Consider the following 23,820-nt stretch of genomic DNA (forward strand, 5'->3'; position numbering starts at 1 on the left):
GTACCAGTACGACCGGCAGAACCTGGCAGCATTGCAATGCGTAGAAATTGGCAATTCATTCAAGGAGACTCGCTATGTATTCCATGAGCAATGTCGGAAGGAACACCATCGCAATGGTTCTGGCCGGCGGCAAAGGTGAGCGACTGAGCCCCCTCACCACCCGGCGGGCCAAGCCGAGCGTCATGTTCGGCGGCAAATACAAGATCATCGACTTCGTGCTCTCCAACCTTTTCAACTCGGGGATCAAGAAGGTCTACATCCTCACCCAGTACCGCGCCTTCTCGCTCAACAAGCACATCCGCGAGTCCTGGGGCAAGTGGACCGGCCTGGGCGAGTTCTACGTCGCCATCTCGCCGGAGACCAGCAGCGAGAGCGAGTCGTGGTTCAAGGGGACCGCGGACGCCATCCTGCAGTACCTGCGCTTCGTGGAGTCCTCGGATGCCGACTACGTGGCGATCTTCGGCGGCGACCACATCTACAAGATGGACATCAGCCAGATGATCGACTACCACCGCAGAAACCGCGCCGACCTGACCCTGGCGGCCTTGGAAGTGCCGGCCGAGGAGGCGACCCGCTTCGGCGTCTTCTCGGTGGACGACGACTACCGGGTCACCGCCTTCACCGAAAAGCCCAAAAAACCCGAGCCTATCCCGGGGCGCAGCACCTGCTTCGCCTCCATGGGGAACTACATCTTCTCGACCAGGAAACTCATCGAGGTGCTGCAGGAGGGGGCCAAGCGCTACGAAGACCTCGACTTCGGCAAGCACGTGATCCCCATGATGCTGGAGAACAAGGACAAGGTGTTCGCCTACAACTTCAACGACAACATCATCCCGGGGATGAAGGCGGAGGAGAAGGGGTACTGGCGCGACGTGGGGACCATCGAGAGCTACTACGAGGCGAACATGGACCTGATCAACGTCTCGCCGCAGTTGAACCTCTACAACTACAAGTGGCCGATCCTGACCAACCAGGGGAACCTGCCGCCCGCGAAGACGGTCTTCGACGAGGAGGAGCGCCGCGGGATGAATGTCGATTCCTACGTCTGCGCCGGCTGCATCACCAGTGGCGGCACGGTGCGTCGTTCCATCCTGGCCCCGCGCTGCAAGGTGAACAGCTTCAGCCTGGTGGAGGATTCCATCCTCTTCGAGAACGTGAACGTCGGCCGGCACGCCAAGATCAAGCGGGCCATCATCGACAAGAACATCACCGTCCCCGACGGCGCCGAGATCGGCTATGACCACGACGAGGACCGGCGCCGCGGCTACCGGGTCACCGAGTCCGGAATCGTGGTGGTTTCCAACGTCGACGTGAAGTAGCCCGCGCGAGGCAGCAACTCGTCCCCACGCTGGTGCGGGAACGCAGCAGGGGACGCTCCGGCGTCCCCGTACCGTTTGACGCTCACCCCTCCCCCTGGAATACGGGCAGTGAACCGCTATTTTGATTCTCCCCAGGAGTTCCATGAAGACCGTTCTACGTTTCCCCTGCCGCCTCCTCACCGTTTCCCTCTGGCTTTTGCTGCTGGTTGCCCTCCCCGGGTCCGCCTTCGCCGGCAACCGGGAGGTCCTGTGGACCATCCTTAACACCTGCCTCGATCCCCGCGTGGCCGACTACTGCAATTCCTGCCGGGCGCCCCTGGACTTCACGCCGTGTGCCGCAGCGAAGGCCTGCCGCGATACCACCCAGGTCTGGGTGGAGACCGCGGAGTTCGTGGCGTTGCGCGACCGCAAGATGTGCGACTGCCCCGAGGAGTTCGTGCACGGGCTGGTGCTGCCGCGCGCGAAGGTGACCGGCGTCGAGGACCCCAAGCGTCCCGGCGGCATCTGGAAGTTTGCCTGGGCCATCGCCCAGGGCAGGATACCGGTGGATGCCGAGCGCGCACTGGCGGTGAACCCGGCCGGCAACCGGGACCAGGACCAGCTCCACGTGCACGTGGTGCGGCTGCAAAAGGACGCCCGCCAGCGTTTTGCCAAGGTCCCCAGCTGCCGGGTGCGCGACCTCGACGAGGTCTGGGGTACCGCCTGCCGCCTCGCCCAAGGTGCCGGGTATGCCGATTACGGTGTGCTGGTCGCCAGCGATGGCGAGGGGGGGTACCTGGTCGTGGTGGACCGGGCAAGCACGGAGAAGACCTACACCGTTCCCCGCTGCCGCTGAGACTACGCCGAGGGGCACAAGAAGGGTGTCGGCCCTCCCGACTTTCATGAACACACTTGTTATTTATGAAAAAGTCGTGTAAACAGGCCGTAACGTAAGACAATCACCGGCAACGCAACCCGCTGCAACCTCCCGACGAGGCCGACTCCATGAAAACTCCGCCAACTCCATCTCCCGAACTGATCTTGGAGTCGCTCTTCGACGGGGTGTACTGCGTCGACCGCGATCGGGGAATTTACCTCTGGAACAAAAGCGCCGAGCGGATCACCGGCTTCACGAAGGCCGAGGTGCTGGGGAAGTGCTGTTCGGCCAACATCCTGCAGCACCTGGATGACGAGGGGGAGAACCTCTGCCTCAGTGCCTGCCCGCTTTCCGCCACCATGCGCGACGGCCAGGAGCGGGTCAGCAACATCTACCTGCACCACAAGCAGGGGCACCGGGTTCCGGTCTCGGTACGCACCACGCCGATCAGGGACAAGCAGGGAGAGGTCGTTGGGGCGATCGAGGTGTTCGCCGACAATTCGCAATCACTACACGTGTTGCGGGAACTGGAAGCGCTGAAGAAGGAAGCGTGCCTGGACGCGTTGACCGAGGTGGGGAATCGCCGCTACGGCCAGATAACCCTGAAGACGCGTATCTACGAGTGGCAGAGCGACCGCATCCCTTTCGGGGTGATCTTTTTCGACGTCGACACCTTCAAAGAGGTGAACGACCACTTCGGGCACGCCATCGGGGACGAAGTGCTGGCCATGGTGGCCAAGACGGTGAGTAACCTGCTGCGGCGCATGGACGTGATCTCCCGCTGGGGAGGCGACGAATTCGTGGCCATTCTCAACAACGTCCGTCAGCGCGACTTCCAGATCATCGCCGAGCGTATCCGCGCCTTCGTCGAGAACTCCTTCATCATGATCGGCGACCGCAAGCTCTCGGTCACCGCCTCCATCGGCGCCACCCTCGCCAAGACCGGTGACACTGCCGAAACCATCCTGCAGCGCGCGGACTCCCTCATGTACGCTAGCAAGACGGCCGGACGCAACCGGGTCACCTTCGGCTGAGCGTCTCCGCTCCCCCATCCCTCCGGTAGTTATTCTCCCCAGAGTTCCTTGAGCCGGCCGCGGCGGCCGCACCCTTCGTGATAGCGCTGGTAGTTCAGCGGGTTTTTCCGGTAGTACTGGTGGTGGTATTCCTCGGCGGGGTAGAAGAGGTTGGCGGAGCGCAACTGGGTGGCGATCGGCCAGGGTCTTGACTGCTCGAGTTCCTTCTTGGAAGCCTCGGCAGCCTTGCGCTGGTCCTCGTTGGTGTAGAAGATGGCAGTCTGGTACTGGGTGCCGAAGTCGCAGAACTGGCGGTTTTTGGTGGTGGGGTCGATGTTGCGCCAGAAGACCTCGAGGAGTTCACGGTAGCTTACCTGCCGAGGGTCGAAGCTGATCCGCACCGCCTCGAGGTGACCGGTAGCGCCGGAGCAGACCTCCTGATAGCTGGGGTCCCGGGTGTTGCCCCCGGTATAGCCCGGGGTCACCGAGACCACCCCGGGAATCCTGTCGAACGCCGGTTCCATGCACCAGAAACAGCCGCCGGCGAAGATAGCAGTTTCAGTTGTTGCGTCCGGATGGATCATGACGATCTCCCGTCGGGAGGGGGGAATAATCGGGCAGCCGGGACTATCACCCCGTCACCGCGATGACCTCCTCGTAGGTGGTTACCCCCTCAAGCATCTTTCGTATCGCGATGTCGCGCAGCGGCACCAGGCCGTCCTTGCGCGCCACCTCCTGCAACTGCCCCAGGTCGAGTTTCTCGCTGACCACCGCACGCACCTTCTCGTTCACCTCGAGCACTTCGAAGATCCCGGTCCGTCCGCGGTACCCGGTGCCGCGGCACTCGGCGCACCCTTCCCCGAAATTGACCCGCGCCGCCCTCCTGAGTCCCAGGTACTCCAGCTCGTCAGCCGACAGGTCCCGCTCCTTCTTGCAGGAAGGGCAGATCTTGCGCAACAAGCGCTGCGCGATGATCCCGATCACCGTCGAGGTGATCAAAAACGGCGGCACCCCCAGGTCGATGAGCCGGGTCACCGACGAGGGTGCGTCGTTGGTGTGCAGCGTGGAGAGCACCAGGTGCCCGGTGAGCGCCGCCTGTACCGCGTTCTCCGCAGTCTCCCGGTCGCGGATCTCGCCGATCATGATGATGTCCGGGTCCTGGCGCAGGATGTTTCTCAGGACCTTGTCGAAGGTGACCCCGATCGCGCTTTGCACCCCCACCTGGTTGAACTCCTCCATCACCATCTCGATGGGATCCTCGACGGTGACGATGTTGACCTCGGGCGAGGAGAGCGCCCTGAGCGACGAGTAGAGCGTGGTGGTCTTACCGCTGCCGGTCGGCCCGGTGACCAGGATGATGCCGTTGGGCCTTCTGATGAAGGAGCTGTAGAGCTGGAACTCGCGCGGGTAGAAACCGATCTGGTCGAGCTCCTGCATCAGGATGTCGGGATCGAAGATCCTGATGACCACCTTCTCGCCGAAGGCAACCGGAAGCGTGGAGACGCGCAGCTCGATCTCCTTGCCGCCGTGGCTGGTCTTGATCCTGCCGTCCTGGGGGCGGCGCTTCTCGGCCAGGTCCATGCGCGACATCATCTTTATGCGCGACACCATGGGCGGGTGCAGCTGGCGCGGCACGTCGTGCACGTTGTGCAAAACGCCGTCCACCCTGAGGCGCACCAGGGACTTGTCGCGCTTGGGCTCGATGTGGATGTCGCTCGCCCGCTGGTCGAAGGCGTACTGCAAAAGAAAATCGACCGCCGAGACGATATTGCGGTCGGTCCCCTCGATGTCGTGCCCCAGCTTGAGCCTGACGAACTGCTCAAGGTTCCCAAGGTCGACCGCGTTCCCCACCTCGTGTTCGGCCGCCTTCACCGAAGCCCGGAAGCCGAAGAACTCGCGCAGGATCTTCAGGATGTCGCTGCGGGAGGCGAGCACCCGCTTGAACTCCATGCGCTTGAGGCTTCTGAGCTCCTCGACCACCTCGTCGTTGAAGGGGTCGGCCACCGCCAGGGTGAGCAGCCCGTCGCTGACGCTGACCGGTACGATGAGATGCTTGAGGGCAAAGGGGCGCGAGATGTGGGTGGTGACCAGCTCGAGGTCGAGCTTCATGGGGTTGATCTTCAGGTAGGGGAGCCCGACGGCTTCGGCGAGCACCTCGGTGATGGCGTCCTCGTTGAGCAGTTTTCCGCCGGACCCGGGGATCTCCAGGTTCAGGGAGGCGATCACCTCGGCGGGTGAGGCCTTCTGCGGAGTCTGCTGCAGGCGCCGGGAGTAGCCTGCCTGCTGGGCCCCCTGCAGGCGCGCTGCCTGGGCCTCCCCCTGCTCGTCGAGGAGCTTTAACTGGGCCTGGTCGATGAGCCCGCGCCGCATCAGGATCTGCCCTACGTTGTGAATGGTTACCGCCTTGCGCTTAGTCATTGGCGCTCCCATTTCCTCCCATGAGTAGTTTGCCTGGAGCATCGTCTAGAACCCCAATAAAGTCAATGAGCTTCAACATTGACTTTGGCAGTTACAAGGATATCATTAAGCCCAGGCCGTGCAATGACATCAGATGTCGTATGAGGAGGTGCACCATGCTGGAACTTTTGGAGAAGGCGGCCCTGACCGCCCTGGGCGCCGCGTCGCTCACCCAGAAGAAGGGCGAGGAGATGATGCAGGAACTGAAGACCCGCTACAAAATGAGCGAGGAAGAGGGTCGCGCCTTCATCGAGCGCATCCAGGACCTGGCTCGGGTCGGCAGCCAGCGGACCTCGGAGATCGTGGAGACCGAGGTGCGCCAGGTCATGGAGCGCATGGGGATGGTCTCCCGCGAAGACTTCGAGCGCCTGGAGCGCCGGGTGCGGGCACTTGAAGCTGCCCGGCTGGAAAGTGCGGATGAAGAGGCCGGGGACTGAATGCTGAGACTGATGCAGTTCAACCGCAACGTGCGCAACATCAGGCGCTACCGCCAGATCATCGCGGTCTTGGCGGGTTACGGCCTGGACCACCTGTTGGAGTATCTGAACCTGGCCGGCGTGGCGGCCTTAAGCCGCAGGATGCTGCGCCGCTCGGGGGGCAAGGCGGCGCACCTCTCTCCTCCCGAGCGCCTGCGCCTGGCCCTCGAGGAACTGGGGCCCACCTTCATCAAGCTGGGGCAGCTCCTCTCGACCCGCCCGGATATCATCCCCGCCCCCTTCATCCGGGAGTTCGCCCGCCTGCAGGACAGCGTCCCTTCCCTCCCCTTCGTCGAGATCAGGCAGCAGCTGGAAGCCGCCCTTGGGGTGCCGGCCGCCGAGGTATTCCTTGAGCTCGACGAGGAACCGATCGCCGCGGCCTCCATCGCCCAGGTGCACCGTGCCGTGCTGCTCACCGGTGAAGAGGTGGTGGTCAAGGTGCGCCGCCCCGAGGTGACCGAGCTGGTCGAGACCGACATCGACATCCTGATGGACATCGCCTCGCTTTTGGAGCGCCACCTCCCCAATGCCGACATCTACGACCCGGTCGGGGTGGTGCGCGAATTCGCCTCCACCATCAGGCGCGAGATGGACCTGGCCCGCGAGGGGCACACCATCGAGCGGATCCGGGACAATTTCCAGGCCGACCCCACCCTCGCCTTCCCCAAGGTCTACTGGGAGGCGACTGCCAAGGCTGTTTTGACCATGGAGTTCATGCGCGGCATCAAGGTGAACGACCTGGCTGCGCTCGAGGCGGCCGAGCTGGACCGGCGCGAGATCGCCAGCCGCGGCGCGGACGCCTTCTTGAAGATGGTGCTGGACCACGGCTTCTTCCACGGCGACCCCCACCCGGGCAACGTGCTCATCATGCCGGGAAACGTCATCTGCCTCCTGGACTTCGGCATGATCGGCCGGCTCGACCCGAGCCTCAAGACCTACCTCACCGACGTCCTGAGCGCCGTGATCCGCCGCGACGTGGACGGGCTGATCCGCACCATCGTAAACTTCAACGAGATGAACGAAGGGGTCAACCTGCGCTCCCTGAAAAAGGGGCTCTCCGACTTTATCGACAGCTACTTCGAGATCCCCCTCAAGGAAATCGAGGTGGGGAAGATGCTCCTGGAGTTCGTCGACCTGATCTCCACGCACCGCATCAAGCTGCACCCCGACCTCACCATGCTCATCAAGGTGCTGGTCGTCGTGGAGGGGATGGGGCGCGAGCTCGACCCGCAGTTCAACATGGTGGCACACCTTGGCCCGTTTCTGGAGGACGCCCTCAGGGAGCAGCACTCGCCGGGACGCTTTCTGCGGGAGCTCATGGACGGGGCCGAGGGGTACCTGGCGCTCACCCGCGACCTGCCGCGCGAGATCCGCGAGCTGCTCAACAAGATAAACCGCAACAAGTTCCGCATCGATCTCGAGCACCGCGGTCTGGACCGCTTCACCCGCGAATTGGACCGCTCGGCAAACCGGGTCTCCTTAAGCCTCATCCTTGCCGCACTTTTGATCGGATCCTCCATCGCCATGCACGCCAACCACGGACCGCTGCTTTTCGGGCTCCCCGCTTTCGCCTTCTTCGGCTACCTGATCGCCGGCCTCATCGGCTTTTGGTGGATGATCGCCATCATCCGCTCCGGGCGGCTTTGAGCCGGCTTCAGCCTCAACCTTGACCTCAACCCGCTTCCCCAGTGTTGCATTTTAAACACACCCTGCGTAGCTTTTGCACCACACGACACAGTCGGGATGCCCGGAAAACCGGACAACTCCCGCCCCCCCGCCGCGCTAACCTGTCGAGCTGTCGTCACTTTGCAAACCTGTCTTTTGTTTACAGTTTTGGCTCACTCTTTGCTAGATAGTCCGCATACTGATTAAATGTGGCAGGGAGCCAGTTATGATATTTCAGCAGACCTTGGGGAACAAAGCAGCATTCAGCGGCATCGGCCTGCACACCGGGAAACCGATCAACCTGACGCTGCGTCCGGCCGAGCCGGGCACCGGCATCGTGTTCCACCGAGTGGACCTCTGCCCCGCGGTCTCCATCGAGGCGCGTGCGACCAACGTGGTCAACACCAGGCTCTCCACCACCATCGGCAACGGTCAGGCGACCGTTTCCACCATCGAGCACCTGATGGCAGCCCTCTACGGCTGCGGTATCGATAACGCCCACGTCGACATCGATGGTCCGGAAGTCCCCATCATGGACGGTTCGGCCACCCAGTTCGTCGACGGGATTCTGAAAGCCGGCACCAAGGTGAGCAGCAAGCCGCGCAAGTACCTGGTGCTCAAGAAAGCCGTGACCATCGTGGAAGGTGACAAGAAGATCTCCATCATCCCGTCGCGCCACTACAAGATCACCTTCGACATGCAGTTCGCCCACCAGGCGGTGCGCAGCCAGACCCGCTCGATGGTCTTCACCCAGCAGGGGTTCAGCGACGAGATCGCCGGCGCCCGCACCTTCGGCTTCCTGGCCGAGGTGGAGATGCTCAAGGCCAACGGCCTGGCCCGCGGCGGCTCCATGGAAAACGCCATCGTGATCGGCGACGAAGGGGTCCTGAACCCCGAAGGGCTGCGCTACTCCGACGAGTTCGTGCGCCACAAGATCCTCGACTCGGTAGGCGACCTGGCACTCTGCGGCCACCGCCTGATCGGTCACGTGAAGTCCACCAAGTCCGGCCACGACCTCAACAACAAGCTGGCCCGCGAACTCCTGAAGCGCACCGACTGCTTTGCGCTGGTCGAGTTCACCCCGCAGGCCACCAACGTCCCCTTCAACCTCGCGCTTCCGGAACTCTCCTGGCTCGAGGCCTAAACTGTAGTTACTTGATATCGTTGACAACGAGAGGGTGAAGGCTTACGGGCTTTCACCCTTTTTCTTTGCCGACCTGTTGGATCTTCCCCTGAGATCTTGCGGCGACGTCGTTGCACAGAGGTACCGCACGCCCCCACGTCCTCCCCTTTGCGAAGGGAAGACAGGGGGATTTGATCCCGGTTGCTACCATCTCGACGTTTGCCACAGCGCTAAATCCCCCCTGTCCCACCTTCGCAAAGGGGGGAACGAGGGTTCGGCCACAAATCTGTATGAAAAGGAAATCAGAATAAGGGGGAGATCGCTCGCAAAGCTTTCTGATGGTCGGAGAGATGAGGTTACCCTGTTCCGCAGCCTTCCAAAACCTGGCACGAAACGGCTTAACTCCTTGAATCTTACTCAGCTTTCATATAAAGTGGCCTGATGCCAAAAACACCCGAACAGAACACGGCAGCTGCCGAAGCTGCGGGCCCCACCCTTACCCCGAGGGAGCTGCGCAAGAGAAAGCGCGAGGCGGTGATCATCGTCGTCTCGCTGCTGGCCATCCTGCTTCTGACCAGCGCCGAGATCCACCTGTCGCGCCTCAACTCCGAGGTGCCGATTGGCAACAACATCACCATCTTCGGCATCATCAACATCATCATCCTGCTCATCATCCTGCTGGTCTACCTGGTCTTCCGCAACATCGCGAAGCTCTTCGTGGAGCGACGCAAAAACGCTCCGGGGTCGCAGTTGCGCACCAAGCTGGTGCTCGCCTTCGTCTCCCTGTCGCTCATCCCCACCCTGCTCCTCTTCTTCGTCTCCGCCGGTTTCATCACCAACAGCATCCAGAACTGGTTCAACAAGCAGGTGGAGAACTCGCTCAACGAGTCGATGGAGGTGGCGCAGACCTACTACAAGAACCAGGCGGCCAACGCGCTCTACTACGGCCAGCAGATCTCGGACGCCATCAAGGAACGCAAGCTCCTGAACGAGGAGAACCTGCCGGCTCTGAAGGCACTGGTGCGCCAGAAGCAGAAGGAGTACAACCTCGGGGTGGTGGAGGTCTTCTCGTCGCAGCGCGAGGAGCTCATCCGCGCCTCAAACCCGAAGCTCCCCGCCGGCGAGTTCACCAACCCCTCCTCCGAGGACCTGAACGTCGGCCTGGCCGGGCAGCAGTTCACCCGGGTCAACTCCATCGGCAAGGCGGACCTGATCCGCGGCATCGTCCCCGTGCACTCCAACTGGAACTCCAAGGACGTCGTCGGGGTCATCGTGGTCAACTACTACGTCCCCTACTCCATGGTCGCCAAGATGCGCGAGATCTCGGCCTCCTACCACGAGTTCCGCCAGCTGAAGATCCTGAAGAACCCGATCACCACCGGCTATATCCTGACCCTGTTCCTCATCACCATGGTGATCATCTTCCTGGCGGTCTGGTTCGGGGTCTACCTGGCCAGAAGCCTCACCAACCCGATCCAGGAGCTGGCCGAGGCTACCCGGCAGGTGGCCGAGGGAAACCTGGACGTGCATTTGGGCGAGACCGGCCACGACGAGATCGGCATGCTGATCACCTCCTTCAACCGGATGACCCAGGACCTACGGGAAAACCAGCTGGCACTGCAGGACACCAACCGGGAGCTGCAGAAGAGCAACCTGGAGCTGGACCAGCGCCGCCGCTACATGGAGACCGTACTCGCCAACGTCACCGCCGGGATCATCTCGGTGGACAAGGACGGCCTCCTGACCCACGTGAACAAGGCTGCCGAGAAGCTCCTGTTCATCAACCTGGACAAGGTTTCCGGGCACAACTTCCGCGAGGTGCTGAGGCCCGAACACCTGGACATCGTCAAGGGGCTTTTGCGCGACATGGTGGTCGCCAAGCAGGACTCCATCACCCGCCAGGTCACCATCCCGATGCGCGAGGGGGATCTCACCCTGCTCACCAACCTGACCGTGCTGAAGGACGAGAACGGCACCTTCATGGGTATGGTCGTGGTACTCGACGACATGACCAGCCTGATCAAGGCACAGCGCATGGCGGCCTGGCGCGAGGTGGCCCGGCGCATCGCCCACGAGATCAAGAACCCGCTCACCCCGATCCAGCTCTCGGCCCAGCGCCTGAGAAAGCGCTACCTGGCGCGTTTCGAGGAGGAGGAGCGGGTCTTCGACGACTGTACCGCCATGATCATCAAGTCGGTCGACGAATTGAAGGGGCTGGTGGACGAGTTCTCCAAGTTCGCCCGGATGCCCGCGGCCATCCCCTCCCCCAACGACCTGAACGCCATCCTCAAGGAGGCGCTCACCCTGTACCAGGAAGCGCACCGCTCCATCAGCTTCAGGCTCAAGATCGACGAGAAGATGCCGCTCATCCAACTGGACCGCGACCAGATCAAGCGCGTGCTCATCAACCTACTGGACAACGCGGTCGCGGCCGTCGAGGAACAGGGGGAGATCGAGCTCGCCAGCGCCTTCAACACGGAACTCAAGATGGCGACCTTCAGCGTCTCCGACAACGGCCACGGCATCGCGCCGGAGGACCGCCCGCGCCTCTTCGAGCCCTACTTCTCGCGGAAAAAGAGCGGCACCGGCCTGGGGCTTGCCATCGTGAACACCATCATCACCGACCACCACGGTTTCATCCGGGCCAAGGAGAACTACCCCAAGGGGAGCCGTTTCATCATCGAATTGCCGGCGGACGCCGCCTCCTAGGCGGGCACCGCTGTTTCGGAGCCAGCAATGCAACTAAGAAGGGCGCGGGCATGGCTGCTGCCGCTCATCGTAGCCATCATCTCTTTCGTGGTCGTCGCAGGAAGCCTGGCCCTCAGGTTCCTCGACCTCGACACCTACAAGGCCGAGATCACCGCACAGGTCCGGGCCGCCTTGAAGCGCGACCTGCGCTACCAGATGGGGGATTTTTCCTTCCGCTACGGCCCTGCTTTCACCTTCACCGGGGTCACCATCAAGGAGAAAAACGGCGTCGACGACTTCGTGACCGCGGACCGGCTCACCATCCGGATCGCGCTCATCCCGCTTTTGCGCCGGGAACTGGTGTTGAGCCGCATGCAGCTCGAGCACCCCAAATTGACCCTGACCCGGGACAGGAACGGGGTCCTCAACATAACCGACCTCCTGGAGCGCCCGAAGGACGAGAGCGCCACCGCGATCAAGGGGCTCGAGCTGAAAAACGCCGACGTAAGCTTTAGCGACTTCGCCTTCTCGGAAAAGCCCCTGATCACCGAACTGACCCGCACCGACCTCTTCCTCAGTAACCTCACCCGCGGCAAGAGCTGCGACTTCAAGCTCTCCGGGACCCTCAAGTACCCGACCCGCAAGGTCCCCATCTACCTCGCCGGCGTCGCCAAACTGGCGCCGGAGGGGAAACCGTTCACCCAGAGCGAACTAAGCGGCCACGCCAAGCTCGGGGCGCTCGACGCCAGCCACTTCTACCCGTACTTCGGCCGCTACCTACCCTTCAAGAGCCTGTCCGGAGACCTGGAACTGAACGCCCACCTCAAGGGGAAGCTCGCCGCCTTCAAGCTGAAGGGGGATCTGCAGGTCTCCCGGCTGCGCCTCGAGTACCCCCAGGTTTTCCACGCCCTGCTCACCCCGAAACTGGTGAAGGCGAGCTACGAGCTGGAGCTCACCGAGCGCGACCTCAACATCGGCGCGTTCAAGGCGAACGTGGACGGCCTCGCCGTGCAGGGGAGCTGCAAGCTCTCCGACATCCATTCCAAGGATCTGCGCATCACCGCCAAGGCGACCATGGGGCGCTTCGACCTGAAAAATTTCCGGCAGTACATCCCCTACGGGATCATCGTGAAAGACACCGCCGACTTCATCGAGCAGAAGATCGCCGGCGGCATCTACCGGCTCGACGAGGGGCGCCTGGACGGGCGGGTGAGCCAGATCCTGCACATGGAGCGGGGGCAGAACTACAACATCCTCACCATAAAGGCGCGGGTCGAGGAGGGGATTGTTAACTACGGCTCCGGCATCCCCGGTTTCACCGGGATCAAGGGGCAGCTGGAGCTGGCCGGCAAGGACTTCACCCTCAGGGGGATGAGCGGCCGCTTCGGCAACTCCCCCTTCACCCTCGAGGGGCGCATCACCGACTACCCGCTGGAAATCCCCTGCCGTTACCTGTTCGACATGAACCTGCAGCCGCAGCAAACCGAGCTCGCCTGGTTCCTGGGACACGGCCGCGGCGACAAGTCGACCTTAAGCGGCGGCTCGACCCTGAAGCTTACCGGCGAGGGGACCACCTCGCTCTACAACCTCTCGGGCGACTGGGATCTCACCCAGACCTCGTACTCGCTCCCCGATCTCATCGCGAAGCCGGCGGGGCGCCACAACACCCTCAGCTTCCACGGCAGCTTCGACAAGGAGCAGTTCCGGCTCGCCGGTTCGCACTTCGCGCTCGCCCCACTCTCCCTCTCCGCCACTGCGGTGAGCCAGTACCACGGGCCGATCAGCGTCGATTTGAAGACCAACAGCTTCGTCGTGAACGACTTGGCGCCGCTGGTGCCGCCGGCGCGCAAGTACCAGCCGACCGGCAAACTGCAGGCCGCCCTCCAGGGGAAGGGGGCCACCCTCGAGGTCGCCTCCTGGTCCGGCGATGTCTCGCTGGCCGGCTTCTCCTTCAAGCCGACCGAGAAGATGAAACCGATCACCGGGGTGAACGGCACCCTGCGTTTTACCGGCGATTCGGTGGAGAGCAGCCAGATCGCCGGGCGGCTCGGCAGCTCCAGCATCTCGGGGCACGGCAGCGTGAGCAACTTCAAGTCGCCGACCGTTTCGGTCAGCTTCGCATCTCCCTCCCTCGATCTTGCCGACCTCGGCTTCGCCACGGGGAAGACCCCCATCAGGGCCGAGCGGGTGCAGGGGAGCGTCGCCTTTAAGAACGACAGCCTGCAGATCGCCTCCCTCGCCGGTCAACTCGGGCACAGCATCCTGCAGGTCAAGGGGAGCATCCAGGACCTCAAGCACCCGCACATCGACGTCACGGTGAACTCGCCGCACCTGGAACTCGAGGACCTGAACCCCTTGTTCGGCAGCCGGCAGCAGGGGGTCGACGGTACGCGGTTCACCATGAAGGCCCAGGTGACGGCGGCCGAGGGGAAGTACCGCGACACCCCCTTCCAGCACCTGAAGACGCTCATCCAGCTGGAAGACAAGATCGTCTACCTGCAGCCGTTCGAGATGGCCTGCCTGGACGGGGAGTTGACCGGGAAGGTGCGCATGGACTTCGGCTCGAGCGCCACCCGCTACCAGGTGAGCTGCAACGCGCAGAAGGTCTCGGCGGACAAGCTGCTGCACGCCTTCGGGGTGAAAAAGCAGCAGGTCGTGGGGGCCCTGACGCTGCAGGGTGAGCTCTCGGCCAAGGGCGAGACCGCGCAGGAACTCAAGCAGAGTGCGCTGGGAGCCCTGAAGCTGCGCATCGAGCACGGCAACATCAGGAGGTTCTCCACGCTGGCCAAGGTGTTCTCCATCCTGAACGTCTCACAACTGGTCAAGGGGCAGCTGCCGGACATGGTTTCCGGGGGGATGCCCTTCAACAAGATTTCCGGCGACTTCGCGGTGAAAGACGGCATCGCCTCGACACAGAACCTCTACATCGACAGTAACGCCATGAACATCTCGACGGTCGGCAAGTTCGATCTGCCACGCAACGAACTGGACCTCACTATCGGCGTGCAGCCACTGCAGACTGTCGACAAGGTGGTAAGTCACATCCCGATCGTCGGCTGGATCCTGACCGGCAAGGACCGCTCGCTCATCACCACCTACTTCGAGGCGAAGGGGCCCATTGAGGATCCGCGGGTCACGGCCATACCGGTCAAGTCGCTGGGGAAGGGGGTGTTGAACATCTTCAAGAGGGTCTTTGAGCTGCCGGCGAAACTCTTCACCGACACCGGTGAGGTGATCATCGGAAAGTAGTGTATTCAAGGAGAAGTTAGTGTCAGAAACTGACTTTTTTCTATTGTAACGCTCGTAGCAGTTGTGCTATTTTGGCCGTTGGGTTAAAGCTTAAATTTATCCAACTCGGAGGAAACTGTGAAGAAGACCTTAGTAGTCATGTTGGCAATTGTTGCTGTGGCAGCTGCCGGCTGCAAGAAAAAGGAAGAAGCACCGAAAGCGAACGCTCCCGAGGCAGCAGCTCCGGGCCAGATGCCTGCCGCTCCCGGCCAGATGCCGGGCGCTCCCTCCCAGATGCCTGCAGCCGCTCCCGGCGGTGGCGATCCCCATGCCGGCCTGAAGCCGCAGGAGATCAAATCCGGCGCTGGCCACAAAGGTAAAGTCACCGAGACCATGGACTCCGGCGGGTACACCTACGTCCAGGTAGAAGAGAACGGCCAGAAGGTGTGGGTTGCCGTTATGCAGACCAAGGTGAAAGTTGGCGATACCGTGGAATTCCCGGACTCCCCGCCGATGATCAACTTCCAGAGCAAGACCCTGAAGCGTACCTTCGAAAAGATCATCTTCGCTCCGGGAATCAAAGTTAACTAATAGTAACGCTGTCAACGCTTGAAAAAAAAAAGGGGGCAGGGCCATTCGGCCTTGCCCCCTTTTTTTTTATGCACCGCCATTACGCTTCGCGCCTAAGGTTTCATCCGCCCCAGCCTCACCCCATGAGCTCCCGGGCGACCTGCACCCCCTCGGCGGCTGCCGCGTCCCCCGGTGCCAGCTCGAGAGCCTGGTCAAACCAGTCGAGCGCCTCGTCCGGTTTGCCCAGTTCCAGCGCAAGTTCCCCCAAGGCCAAAAACGCCGGGAGGTGGCGCGGCACCAGCTTGAGCACCTTCAGGTACCCCTGCCGCGCCGCCTTGAACTCCCCGAGTCTCCCCTGCAGACCCGCCTCGAGCAACGCCCCCCACGGGTTCTTCGGTTCCCGCCGCACCATCTCACGATACAGCGCCAGCGCCCCCGCAAAATCCTCACCCTCTTCGAGGCTCTCCGCAGCGAGCATCTCGGTGACAAACGAGTACCCGACCAGCTCGCGCTGCTTCTGGAAATCGCGCCGGGAGTAGCGGGCCTTGGCACCGGCCTGTTCGAGAGATTTCAGGATGCCGCGCCGCGAGCGTTCCACGAAGGGGTCGCTCCGCACCAGAAACCCCTCCCCCGACGCTTTCTCGAAGAGCCGCTCGGAGACAGCCCCCTTGCGCACCGCCTGACTGAACAGCTGGGTCCCCGGGTAGTAGACCAGAGGCGACACCTGGCCATCCTGGGGTTTGATCCGCTCGATGAGGCGCTGGGTCGCCTTCAGGTCCTCTTCGCTTTCGCCGGGGATGCCGGTAATCAGGTAGATGGAGAGGTTGAGCCCGACGCGGCGCACCGCGGCCGCGGCCTGCTCCACGGCATCCGGGGTGATCCGCTTGCCCAGAGCCTTCAACATGGTGGGCGACCCTGACTCCACGCCGAACTGGATGCACTCGCACCCGGCGCGCTTCATGGCCGCCAGCATCTCCTGGTCCACCGCAGTGACCCGGGATTGGCAGTTCCAGAGCATGCCGAGCTGCGCCTCTTCCAAAAGCCGGCAGATCTCCAGCACCCGCTCCCGGTCCGCCGTAAAGGTGTCGTCGCGCAGCGAGAAGTAGACCAGGCCGAAGCGCTCGCGCAACAGGCGCAGCTCCTCGACTACCGAGGCCGGGGAGCGGAAGCGGACCCCGCGCCCCCAGAAAAGCGGCGAGGAACAGAACAGACAACTGGCCGGGCAGCCGCGCGAGGTGATGATGAACTCGAGCTGGCGCCGGTAATCGACCCCGATGCCGTGGCTCTCGGCGGCCGCGGCAAGCGGCAGGGCATCGAGATCGGCGATGGGGGGGCGCGCCTGGGTACGCAGGACCGTGCCGTTCCCGCGGTAGAGCAGTCCCGCCACCTCCGAGAGCTTGCGTCCGGCGGCTAAGGCCCGCAGGAGTTCCAGAAGGGTTTCCTCACCCTCCCCCAGCACAACCGCATCGACCTCGGGGTGCTGGGCCAGTTGTTCTTCCCCTGCGTGGGTCGCGTGCGGACCTCCCAGAAGCACCAGGCAGCGCGGGTCGAGCTCCTTGGCCACCCGGGCAAGCTCCAGCGAGTCGAAACGGTTGTGGGTGAACTGGGAGATCCCCAGCACCGCGGGACGCTCTTCCTTGAGGATCCGGCGCACCTCCTTCCACGGGTATCCCGAGAAGTTGGCCAGGGTGACGCGGTGCCCCTCTTTGCGCAGCACCGCGTCCAGGCTCAAAAGCCCCACCGGCAAGAGCGAAGTGAAGGGATCCTGCGCCCCTTCGGGATGGCATCTATAGGAAAGTACGACCTTCATGGAGTTCCTCGTGAAAACCGCCTCCATCTTAGCCCGAAAGCCGGGCAGTGGACAAAAAAAATCCGGCCAGGCGGCCGGATTTTCGAGGCGTAAATTTTAAAGCCAGGCTAGTTGCTGTTCAGCCCCAGGGCGTCGTTCGACATGGTATCTTCCGCGCTCTCCTCCTCGACACCGAGCATCAGGTCGTCGAGCTTGAAGACGTCCGGGTTCACCTTGGCGATGCGCTTGGCGCCCAGGTACCGGGAGCGGTAGTAGGAGGTGTTCATGGGGGAGATGACCACCCTGCGGTCCCGGGAGGAGGCATGGATCATCTTGCCGTTCCCCAGGTAGATCCCGACGTGCGAGGCGTAGGAGGCGTAGGTGCTGAAGAAGATCAGGTCGCCCCTCTGCAGGTCGCCCGGCGCCACCGAGGTCCCCACCTCGAACTGTTCGCGCGCCGTGCGCGGCAGGGAGACTTCCAGTTCGCGGAACACCTTCTGCACGAATCCGGAGCAATCGATGCCACCGGATTTCGAGCTGCCACCGAAGCGGTAGCGGGTGCCCAGGAAGCCGTAGGCAGATTTCTTGAGTTCCTTCAGGCCGTCCACCTTGAGCTCGGTGTTCTTGCGCAGGTCCACCTGGCGCTCGGGCTCGTTCTCGGTCAGCTCCATGAGGCTCTGCTCGTAGTCCTTCTCGTTGAACAGGTCCCCGTGGCGCAGCTGCAGCTTGCGCACCGCGGCCACCCGGGGACGGGCCTCCTCGGCGGCGGGGGCGCTTTCACGCAGCACCAGCACTTTCCCCTTCTTCACCCTGCTGCTGGCGAGACCGTTCAACCGCTTCAGGTCGGCAACGGAGACCCCGGTTTTCTGGGAGATGCGGGAAAGGGTTTCGCTCTTTTTGACCTTGTACACGGCGGCAGAGGCTGCGCCGCCTGCGGAAGGAACGGTACGGGGAGGAATGACCAGAACCTGTTTCGGCTTGATGTTGTCGCTCACCAGGTTATTGGCGGACTTCAACTCCTCTGCCGTGACGTGGTATTTCTTGGCCAGGGTATAGACGGTTTCGTTCTTTTTGACGCGATGGGTTTTCGCTGCGAAGGCCAAGGAAGGGAGGGCAAGGATAATAAGGCTGAAGGCTATTAGCTTGAGGCTACGTATCATTAATCCTCCTTCATTGTTTTATAAATAGTTGCAGGCGCGCACATTTATATAACAAATGTGTCACATTGTCAACCTCATTGCCCCTTTCGGCAGTCCGGCACGGATTCTTTAGCAAAAATATCAGTGGTTTCCGCTGCTAGCGATTTTTTGGAGTGCCGTCCTTGCTGTTCTTGCGTTCCGCGGTCACCCTGACCTGGGTCCGTTCGATGCTGTCCACCATGATCCCCGGGGGGAGTTTGATGTCGTCCTTGCGGATGGTCACCGTGTTGCCCCCCTCCTTCACCTTGGCGAGATCGAGGTCGACCACCACGTTCAGGTCACGCGGGGAGCGCACCAGGTTCGAGTAGGCCTTGAGCTGCAGATCCACCTCTTCCGGGTAACTGCGCGCCAGGACCAGGCTGTCCGGGAGGTTGTGGAACTTGATCGGGGCGGTGACGGTGAGAATTTCTCCCTGGCGGTAGGTGATCAAGAGCCAGCTGATCAACACCACGGTCAACACCCCCAGCTTGGGCCAGAAGTTGCTGAACAGGCGGGTCTTCCAGGTGATCCGTTGCGCCTGGGCCGACTGGGGGAGCAAACGCGAACTCAGGCACTCGTGCAGGTCGGCGGCGCTGGCCACCCGCTCCAGGCGCCCGTCCACCGAGATGGAGACTTCGCCACGCTCCTCCGAAACGATGACCACCAGTGCGTCGGAGCGCTCGGTGAGCCCCAGCCCGGCGCGGTGCCGTGTACCGAAGTGCTGCGGGACATCGGCGCTGACCGAGAGCGGGAGGTGGCAGGAGGCCAGCGCCAGCCGGCCTTCGCGGATCAGCGCTGCCCCGTCGTGCAGGGGCGAACTCGGCAAGAAGATACTGGTGATAAGCTGTCCGCTCACCAGGCTTTCCAGGGGGACGCCGTGCAGGATGTAGTCGTCGAGCTGTTCCTCGCGCTGGAACACCAAAAGGGCGCCGATCTTTCTCGCCGCGAGACCGAAGACCGCTCCCGAGACCTCCATGAAGTCGACGCGCTGCCCCACTTCCTGGCGGTCGAACAGCTTGCGCAACAGGCTCAGGCGGTAGAGTGCCTGGCGGATCTCAGCCTGGAACACCACGATCAGGAGGACCAGCAGCACCGTCCCGAGTTCCTGAAGGATCCAGCTGGTCATGAAGAGCCCCAGGTTCTTGGTGACCACGTAGATCACCCCGAGAAAGAGCAGGCCCAGAACGACCTGAAGGGCCCTGGTGTTCTTGAACCAGCAGTAGAGCTGGTACACCAGAAAGGTCATGATCAGGATGTCGGCGATGTCCTGGGGCCGGAAGTGCGGCAGCACAGCTTCCTCCTTAGCGTGGTCGGGGGCGGTCTTGAAACGGGACCGGTGGTGTTTTTACTGGCAAGCGGCACCGCTTTGTGTTAATAAGCAATGCTTCCCTCCGGCAGCGCCGGGGCAAAAAGCGGTGAAATTTTATAGCATTTCAGGCTTCAAAAAGGTAGGGAAATATGTACAAACTGTCTGAAAAAGGTGAACGTATACGCGACATGTTCGGCAGCATCGCGCCGCGCTACGACCTTTTGAACCGTGTGCTTTCGCTGGGAATCGACCAGCGCTGGCGCCGCTTTGCGGTAGCCAAGATCGGCGTGTCCGGCTCCGGGCGCGTACTCGACGTGGCCACCGGCACCGGTGATGTCGCCCTTGAAATCGCGAACCAGACCCCGGCGGCGGTGCAGATCGTCGGCGTCGATTTCTGCAAGGAGATGGTGGACCTGGGGGTGGTCAAGGTTGCCGAGTCACGCCATGCCGGCCGCATCAGTTTCCAGGTTGCCCCCTGCGAGGATATCCCTTTTGAAGATCAGACCTTCGATGCCGCCACCATAGCCTTCGGGATCAGGAACGTGGTGGACCGGGTGAAGGGACTCGGCGAGATGCACCGTGTCTTGAAGGGCGGGGCCAAGGTGGTGATCCTCGAGTTCTCCACGCCGACCCTGCCGGTATTCAAACAGCTCTACCACTTCTACTTCCTGAAGGTGCTGCCGCGCATCGGCGGCGCCTTCTCCCGCTTCAGCGCCTACCAGTACCTTCCCGACTCCGTTTTGGAGTTCCCGTCCCGCGACGTCTTCAAGGGGATGATGACCCAGGTCGGCTTCAAGGACGTGAAACACTACGACCTGACCGGCGGCATCGCCACGGTCTACGTCGGGACCAAGTAACACAGCTCAAGGTACAGAAAAACAAAAGGCAGGTTCGATGAGCGAAGGGGCAGCTGCCCCGTGCTGTCGATCCTGCCTTTTCTTCTTTGAGCGCCTCAGCAGGTTGCCTGCCGTCACCCAGCCTCAACCCGCCTTTTGAAAGATGATCCGCGCAACCGGGGTGGGGCCCTTGGCCTCCTCCTCGAAGAGGTGGACGGTTCCACCGAAAGCCTCGAAGAGCTGTAACAGTTCGCCCGGTTGCAGGAGAAAGCTCTTGGTGTGTCCCGGCTCGAGCGATGGGATATCCAGAATGGTCTCCATGACGATAACGCCCCCGGGGTTGAGTGCCTCGACCATCATCGGGATGAGCGGTCGCAACAGGAAGTTGAAGTTCAGGATCACGTCATAGCAGTCGTCGAACCGGTATTCCTCGAGATCTGCCTCGACGAAATCTACCGAGACACCGACCTCGGCAGCTCGGTGTGCCCCGCGTTCCAGGCCACGGGGCGAGATGTCCACGGCGGTAACCTCGAACCCGTGCCGGGCCAGGTAAATTGCGTTTCTCCCTTCCCCGCAGGCAAGATCCATGGCCCGCGGCCCGGGAAGCAGCGGACTCACCACCGGGAAACAGCGGGCCAGAAACTTGGATGGCTCGAAGGAGAAGAAATAGCTCTCCCCGGTGTAGCGTTCATCCCACTTGATGCGATCCTCTTCCATCGTCCCCCCGTTTCTGATTGGTGACAGTTCTGATAGCAAGAGCGACAAAGCTCTGTCAAGCCATTCCGCTCCGCCCGCCAGACTCGCCTCCCAGTCCCCAGTCCCCAGTCCCCAGCCAGCACTTGCGACATTTCTTGTCAGCTGCCTGTGATTTACTACAGAAAAACCACAGGAGGTACGTCCCATGATCTACCTTACCAACGACGCACTGGACCAGGCTGTCTACTTCGAACTGCGCGGCAGGGAGTCCCGCAAGCAAGGGAGCAGCGCGGAACAACTCTATTTCGGCCTGCTCGGGAACGGCATTCATGAGGTAGCCGTCACCTTGAAGAGCCTGCGCGGCTCTGTCGAGGTGGTATTCGGCAGAAGCGACCTGTTCAACTTCGTGGAGGAAGATGTCCTGCGCCGGATGCTCGGCGAGGCCGTCAAGACTGAGACGGTACACTGATTCCAGCAGGTCGCACGGCGGCCGGGGCAAAAGCTAAGAGGAATTTTAAGCCGTGTCACGATTTTGCGACAAGGCTTATTCTGCGGTAGCGCCAGAATGTGAATCTTGGTATAACTAGCATATCATTAGAATCCGATACCCAGATCAGGCCTGCGAACGGTAGGACGCAGGTTGTTAGGGTGCGTACAGGAGACCTCTTCCGATATGCAGACCATTGATGCTCTGTTGCGCTCGCGCTGCGAGACCTTTGCCGACCGAACCGCCCTGCGCCAGAAGATTGCCGGCAACTGGCACGAGATCACCTACCGCGATCTGTGGGACGCCTCGGGGCGGATAGCCGCCGGGCTCATCAAACGCGGCTTCCAACCGGGATGGCATGCCGCCCTGCTCGCCCCGTCGTCAATCCGCTGGGTGGAGACCTACCTAGGCGTACTGCGAGCCGGCGGCGTGGTAGTCCCGATCGACAAGGAACTCAAGAGTGCCGAACTGCGCCATATCCTCACCGATTGCGGCGCCCGGATCATCTTCACCGACCCGCCCTACCTGGACGGCCTGCTCGAGTACGTACCCAAGCTCCCCACCCTGGAGAGCATCGTGCTCTTGCACCCGGTCAAGCAGCAGACTGCCGACCCCAAGACGGCCAAGGCGCTGGAAGAACTCCAGGCCGAGTGGCACGGTCTCATCACCGCGCACAGCATCCCCCAGGAGCGCGTGACCCGCATCGAGGCGCTGGCTTCCCAGTTGCACCGGCACTGGAACGCACCGACGACCAAGGCCAACGATGTGGCCGACCCCTTCTCGCAGGTCCGCACCATCCGCGCCTCGCTCGCCAAGGAGGGAAGGCTTTTCAACCTGGACGACCTGCGCCTCGAGGCCTGCGTCACCACCCCGCCGCGCGGCGCCGCGGATACGGCCGTCATCCTCTACACCTCGGGGACCACCGGTCGCTCCAAGGGCGCCATGCTCTCCCACGGCAACATCGTCTCCAACATCGTCGCCACCGCGCAACACTTCGGCCTGGACGACAGCATGCATACCCTCTCCTTTCTCCCGATCAACCACGTCTTCGAGCAGGTGGTGGGGATCCTCCTGCCGCTGCACATGGGGGGGAAGATCTCCTTTGCCGAGTCGATCAAGAAGCTCGGGGAGAACCTGGCCGAGGTGAAACCGACCTTCCTCCTGGGCGTCCCTGCCGTCTACCAGATGCTCCTGGAGCGGATCCGCAAGACCATTGCCTCCAAGAAACTCTCCCAGCTGCTCTTTTCGACCCCCCTTACCCGTCCCCTGGTGACCAGCAAGGTAAAGCGGGCCTTCGGCGGCAAGACCATCTTTATCAGCGGCGGAGCGGCCCTCGACCCGGCCATCACCTCCGGGCTCCTCTCCCTGGGTTTTCCCGTCTACCAGGGGTACGGCATCACCGAGACCGCGCCGGTAATCGCTGCCGAGCAACCCAACCGGCGGCGGCTCGGCACGGTGGGCCGGGTGATCCCCGAGGTCCAGGTGAAGATCGACGCGCCCAACGAGGAGCAGGTGGGCGAGATCCTGGTGCGTGGCCCCAACGTGATGCAGGGGTACTACAACAACCCCCAGGCGACCGCCGAGGTGCTCGACGACGGCTGGTACCGGACCGGCGACCTCGGGAGGCTCGACGCCGACGGCTTCCTCGCCATCTGCGGCCGGGTAAAGAACCTGATCGTCACCCCCAACGGCAAGAACGTCTACCCCGAAGAGGTGGAGAACGAGCTTTTGAAGAGCCCCTTCATCGCCGAGGTCATGGTCTACGGGCACAAGGTGGGCGCGGTCGCCGAAGAGGTGCACGCGGTCATCTACCCGAACCAGGAGGAGCTCGACAACCTCGCGGTGAAGCGCGGCAAGGGTTCCCTCACCGTGGCCGACGTCGAACAGCTGATCCGCGACGAGGTCCTCGCGGCCTGCAAGAATCTCGCAGACTACAAACGCGTGAAACGCTTCACCTTGCGCGAGGACGAATTCCCCAAAACCACCACCCGCAAAATCAAGCGTTTTGCCGTGGAGGCAAGCCTCTCCACCCACGACTGATCCACTCCAACGCCGCCGGCTCCCTTACTCCACGAGCCGGCGGCGTCTCATTTTGTTGCACCGGCAGCAGCTCCTCCGCTTGACATACGC

General features: G+C 62.4%; 18 protein-coding genes. 12 read left to right on the plus strand and 6 right to left on the minus strand.

Translation table 11 applies throughout. The features are described from left to right. Positions 1-74 precede the first annotated feature (74 nt). The 3 genes from glgC (at position 75) to H7688_RS21310 (ending at position 3,209) form a co-directional block, all read left to right on the plus strand. The gene (gene glgC / locus H7688_RS21300; RefSeq protein WP_183363268.1) at positions 75-1,319 is read left to right on the plus strand and encodes a glucose-1-phosphate adenylyltransferase; all 1,245 of its coding nucleotides are present in this window, start codon (positions 75-77) and stop codon (positions 1,317-1,319) included. A 142-nt stretch (positions 1,320-1,461) separates the two neighbouring features. Continuing rightward, entirely contained in the window at positions 1,462-2,154 is a 693-nt protein-coding gene (locus H7688_RS21305; RefSeq protein WP_183363269.1) for a CDP-diacylglycerol diphosphatase, read from the plus strand. Between the two features lie 149 nt (positions 2,155-2,303). Beyond that, positions 2,304-3,209: a GGDEF domain-containing protein gene (locus H7688_RS21310; RefSeq protein ID WP_183363270.1), complete on the plus strand. Its 906-nt coding sequence runs from the start codon at positions 2,304-2,306 to the stop codon at positions 3,207-3,209. Between the two features lie 29 nt (positions 3,210-3,238). On the opposite strand, the gene msrA is transcribed toward H7688_RS21310, so the two are convergent. After that, the gene (gene msrA / locus H7688_RS21315; protein ID WP_183363271.1) at positions 3,239-3,772 is read right to left on the minus strand and encodes a peptide-methionine (S)-S-oxide reductase MsrA; all 534 of its coding nucleotides are present in this window, start codon (positions 3,770-3,772) and stop codon (positions 3,239-3,241) included. Positions 3,773-3,818: 46 nt separating this feature from the next. After that, positions 3,819-5,606 (minus strand): GspE/PulE family protein, encoded by a 1,788-nt coding sequence (locus tag H7688_RS21320; RefSeq protein WP_183363272.1) that lies wholly within the window; start codon positions 5,604-5,606, stop codon positions 3,819-3,821. Between the two features lie 155 nt (positions 5,607-5,761). Here H7688_RS21320 and H7688_RS21325 point away from each other — a divergent pair, with 155 nt between their 5' ends. The 6 genes from H7688_RS21325 (at position 5,762) to H7688_RS21350 (ending at position 15,416) form a co-directional block, all read left to right on the plus strand. Beyond that, the gene (locus H7688_RS21325) at positions 5,762-6,082 is read left to right on the plus strand and encodes a phasin family protein (protein WP_183363273.1); all 321 of its coding nucleotides are present in this window, start codon (positions 5,762-5,764) and stop codon (positions 6,080-6,082) included. Next, positions 6,083-7,768: an ABC1 kinase family protein gene (locus H7688_RS21330; protein ID WP_183363274.1), complete on the plus strand. Its 1,686-nt coding sequence runs from the start codon at positions 6,083-6,085 to the stop codon at positions 7,766-7,768. A gap of 244 nt (positions 7,769-8,012) precedes the next feature. Next, positions 8,013-8,930 carry a UDP-3-O-acyl-N-acetylglucosamine deacetylase gene (gene lpxC, locus H7688_RS21335; protein ID WP_183363275.1) on the plus strand — a complete coding sequence of 306 codons (918 nt, stop codon included), beginning with the start codon at positions 8,013-8,015 and terminating at the stop codon, positions 8,928-8,930. Between the two features lie 420 nt (positions 8,931-9,350). After that, complete coding sequence (locus H7688_RS21340) at positions 9,351-11,618, plus strand: sensor histidine kinase (protein ID WP_183363276.1); 2,268 nt, start codon at positions 9,351-9,353, stop codon at positions 11,616-11,618. A 27-nt stretch (positions 11,619-11,645) separates the two neighbouring features. Next, positions 11,646-14,846, plus strand: coding sequence for a YhdP family protein (locus tag H7688_RS21345; protein WP_183363277.1), 3,201 nt, complete (start codon positions 11,646-11,648; stop codon positions 14,844-14,846). Between the two features lie 117 nt (positions 14,847-14,963). Next, the gene (locus H7688_RS21350; protein ID WP_183363278.1) at positions 14,964-15,416 is read left to right on the plus strand and encodes a hypothetical protein; all 453 of its coding nucleotides are present in this window, start codon (positions 14,964-14,966) and stop codon (positions 15,414-15,416) included. Positions 15,417-15,531: 115 nt separating this feature from the next. Here the strand turns inward: H7688_RS21350 and H7688_RS21355 are convergent, their stop codons facing one another. The 3 genes from H7688_RS21355 to cdaA all read right to left on the minus strand — a co-directional run bounded on the left by H7688_RS21355 (position 15,532) and on the right by cdaA (position 19,653). Next, positions 15,532-17,205 carry a B12-binding domain-containing radical SAM protein gene (locus H7688_RS21355; RefSeq protein ID WP_183363279.1) on the minus strand — a complete coding sequence of 558 codons (1,674 nt, stop codon included), beginning with the start codon at positions 17,203-17,205 and terminating at the stop codon, positions 15,532-15,534. 107 nt (positions 17,206-17,312) lie between these two features. Beyond that, positions 17,313-18,344 (minus strand): C40 family peptidase, encoded by a 1,032-nt coding sequence (locus H7688_RS21360; protein ID WP_183363280.1) that lies wholly within the window; start codon positions 18,342-18,344, stop codon positions 17,313-17,315. 136 nt (positions 18,345-18,480) lie between these two features. Continuing rightward, positions 18,481-19,653: a diadenylate cyclase CdaA gene (cdaA, locus tag H7688_RS21365; RefSeq protein WP_183363281.1), complete on the minus strand. Its 1,173-nt coding sequence runs from the start codon at positions 19,651-19,653 to the stop codon at positions 18,481-18,483. A 167-nt stretch (positions 19,654-19,820) separates the two neighbouring features. Between cdaA and ubiE the strand changes: the two genes are divergently transcribed. After that, positions 19,821-20,528, plus strand: a complete 708-nt coding sequence (ubiE, locus tag H7688_RS21370; RefSeq protein WP_183363282.1) for a bifunctional demethylmenaquinone methyltransferase/2-methoxy-6-polyprenyl-1,4-benzoquinol methylase UbiE — start codon at positions 19,821-19,823, stop codon at positions 20,526-20,528. Positions 20,529-20,651: 123 nt separating this feature from the next. On the opposite strand, the gene H7688_RS21375 is transcribed toward ubiE, so the two are convergent. Continuing rightward, positions 20,652-21,224, minus strand: a complete 573-nt coding sequence (locus H7688_RS21375) for a class I SAM-dependent methyltransferase (RefSeq protein WP_183363283.1) — start codon at positions 21,222-21,224, stop codon at positions 20,652-20,654. 184 nt (positions 21,225-21,408) lie between these two features. On the opposite strand from H7688_RS21375, the gene H7688_RS21380 reads away from it, so the two are divergent. Together H7688_RS21380 and H7688_RS21385 are read left to right on the plus strand one after the other, a co-directional pair. After that, a complete protein-coding gene (locus H7688_RS21380) occupies positions 21,409-21,672 on the plus strand; it encodes a hypothetical protein (RefSeq protein ID WP_183363284.1) in 264 nt (87 codons plus the stop codon). A gap of 204 nt (positions 21,673-21,876) precedes the next feature. Then, positions 21,877-23,730, plus strand: coding sequence for an AMP-dependent synthetase/ligase (locus tag H7688_RS21385; RefSeq protein ID WP_183363285.1), 1,854 nt, complete (start codon positions 21,877-21,879; stop codon positions 23,728-23,730). The last annotated feature ends 90 nt before the right edge of the window (positions 23,731-23,820 follow it).

Origin of the sequence: Geomonas limicola, from assembly GCF_014193675.1 — a bacterium.
GTDB lineage: Bacteria > Desulfobacterota > Desulfuromonadia > Geobacterales > Geobacteraceae > Geomonas > Geomonas limicola.

Bases quoted from the DNA above. Each gene is read 5' to 3' on its own strand.
- glgC (WP_183363268.1), top strand. From the start codon at position 75: ATGTATTCCATGAGCAATGTCGGAAGGAACACCATCGCAATGGTTCTG.
- H7688_RS21305 (WP_183363269.1), top strand. From the start codon at position 1,462: ATGAAGACCGTTCTACGTTTCCCCTGCCGCCTCCTCACCGTTTCCCTC.
- H7688_RS21310 (WP_183363270.1), top strand. From the start codon at position 2,304: ATGAAAACTCCGCCAACTCCATCTCCCGAACTGATCTTGGAGTCGCTC.
- msrA (WP_183363271.1), bottom strand. From the start codon at position 3,772: ATGATCCATCCGGACGCAACAACTGAAACTGCTATCTTCGCCGGCGGC.
- H7688_RS21320 (WP_183363272.1), bottom strand. From the start codon at position 5,606: ATGACTAAGCGCAAGGCGGTAACCATTCACAACGTAGGGCAGATCCTG.
- H7688_RS21325 (WP_183363273.1), top strand. From the start codon at position 5,762: ATGCTGGAACTTTTGGAGAAGGCGGCCCTGACCGCCCTGGGCGCCGCG.
- H7688_RS21330 (WP_183363274.1), top strand. From the start codon at position 6,083: ATGCTGAGACTGATGCAGTTCAACCGCAACGTGCGCAACATCAGGCGC.
- lpxC (WP_183363275.1), top strand. From the start codon at position 8,013: ATGATATTTCAGCAGACCTTGGGGAACAAAGCAGCATTCAGCGGCATC.
- H7688_RS21340 (WP_183363276.1), top strand. From the start codon at position 9,351: ATGCCAAAAACACCCGAACAGAACACGGCAGCTGCCGAAGCTGCGGGC.
- H7688_RS21345 (WP_183363277.1), top strand. From the start codon at position 11,646: ATGCAACTAAGAAGGGCGCGGGCATGGCTGCTGCCGCTCATCGTAGCC.
- H7688_RS21355 (WP_183363279.1), bottom strand. From the start codon at position 17,205: ATGAAGGTCGTACTTTCCTATAGATGCCATCCCGAAGGGGCGCAGGAT.
- H7688_RS21360 (WP_183363280.1), bottom strand. From the start codon at position 18,344: ATGATACGTAGCCTCAAGCTAATAGCCTTCAGCCTTATTATCCTTGCC.
- ubiE (WP_183363282.1), top strand. From the start codon at position 19,821: ATGTACAAACTGTCTGAAAAAGGTGAACGTATACGCGACATGTTCGGC.
- H7688_RS21375 (WP_183363283.1), bottom strand. From the start codon at position 21,224: ATGGAAGAGGATCGCATCAAGTGGGATGAACGCTACACCGGGGAGAGC.
- H7688_RS21380 (WP_183363284.1), top strand. From the start codon at position 21,409: ATGATCTACCTTACCAACGACGCACTGGACCAGGCTGTCTACTTCGAA.
- H7688_RS21385 (WP_183363285.1), top strand. From the start codon at position 21,877: ATGCAGACCATTGATGCTCTGTTGCGCTCGCGCTGCGAGACCTTTGCC.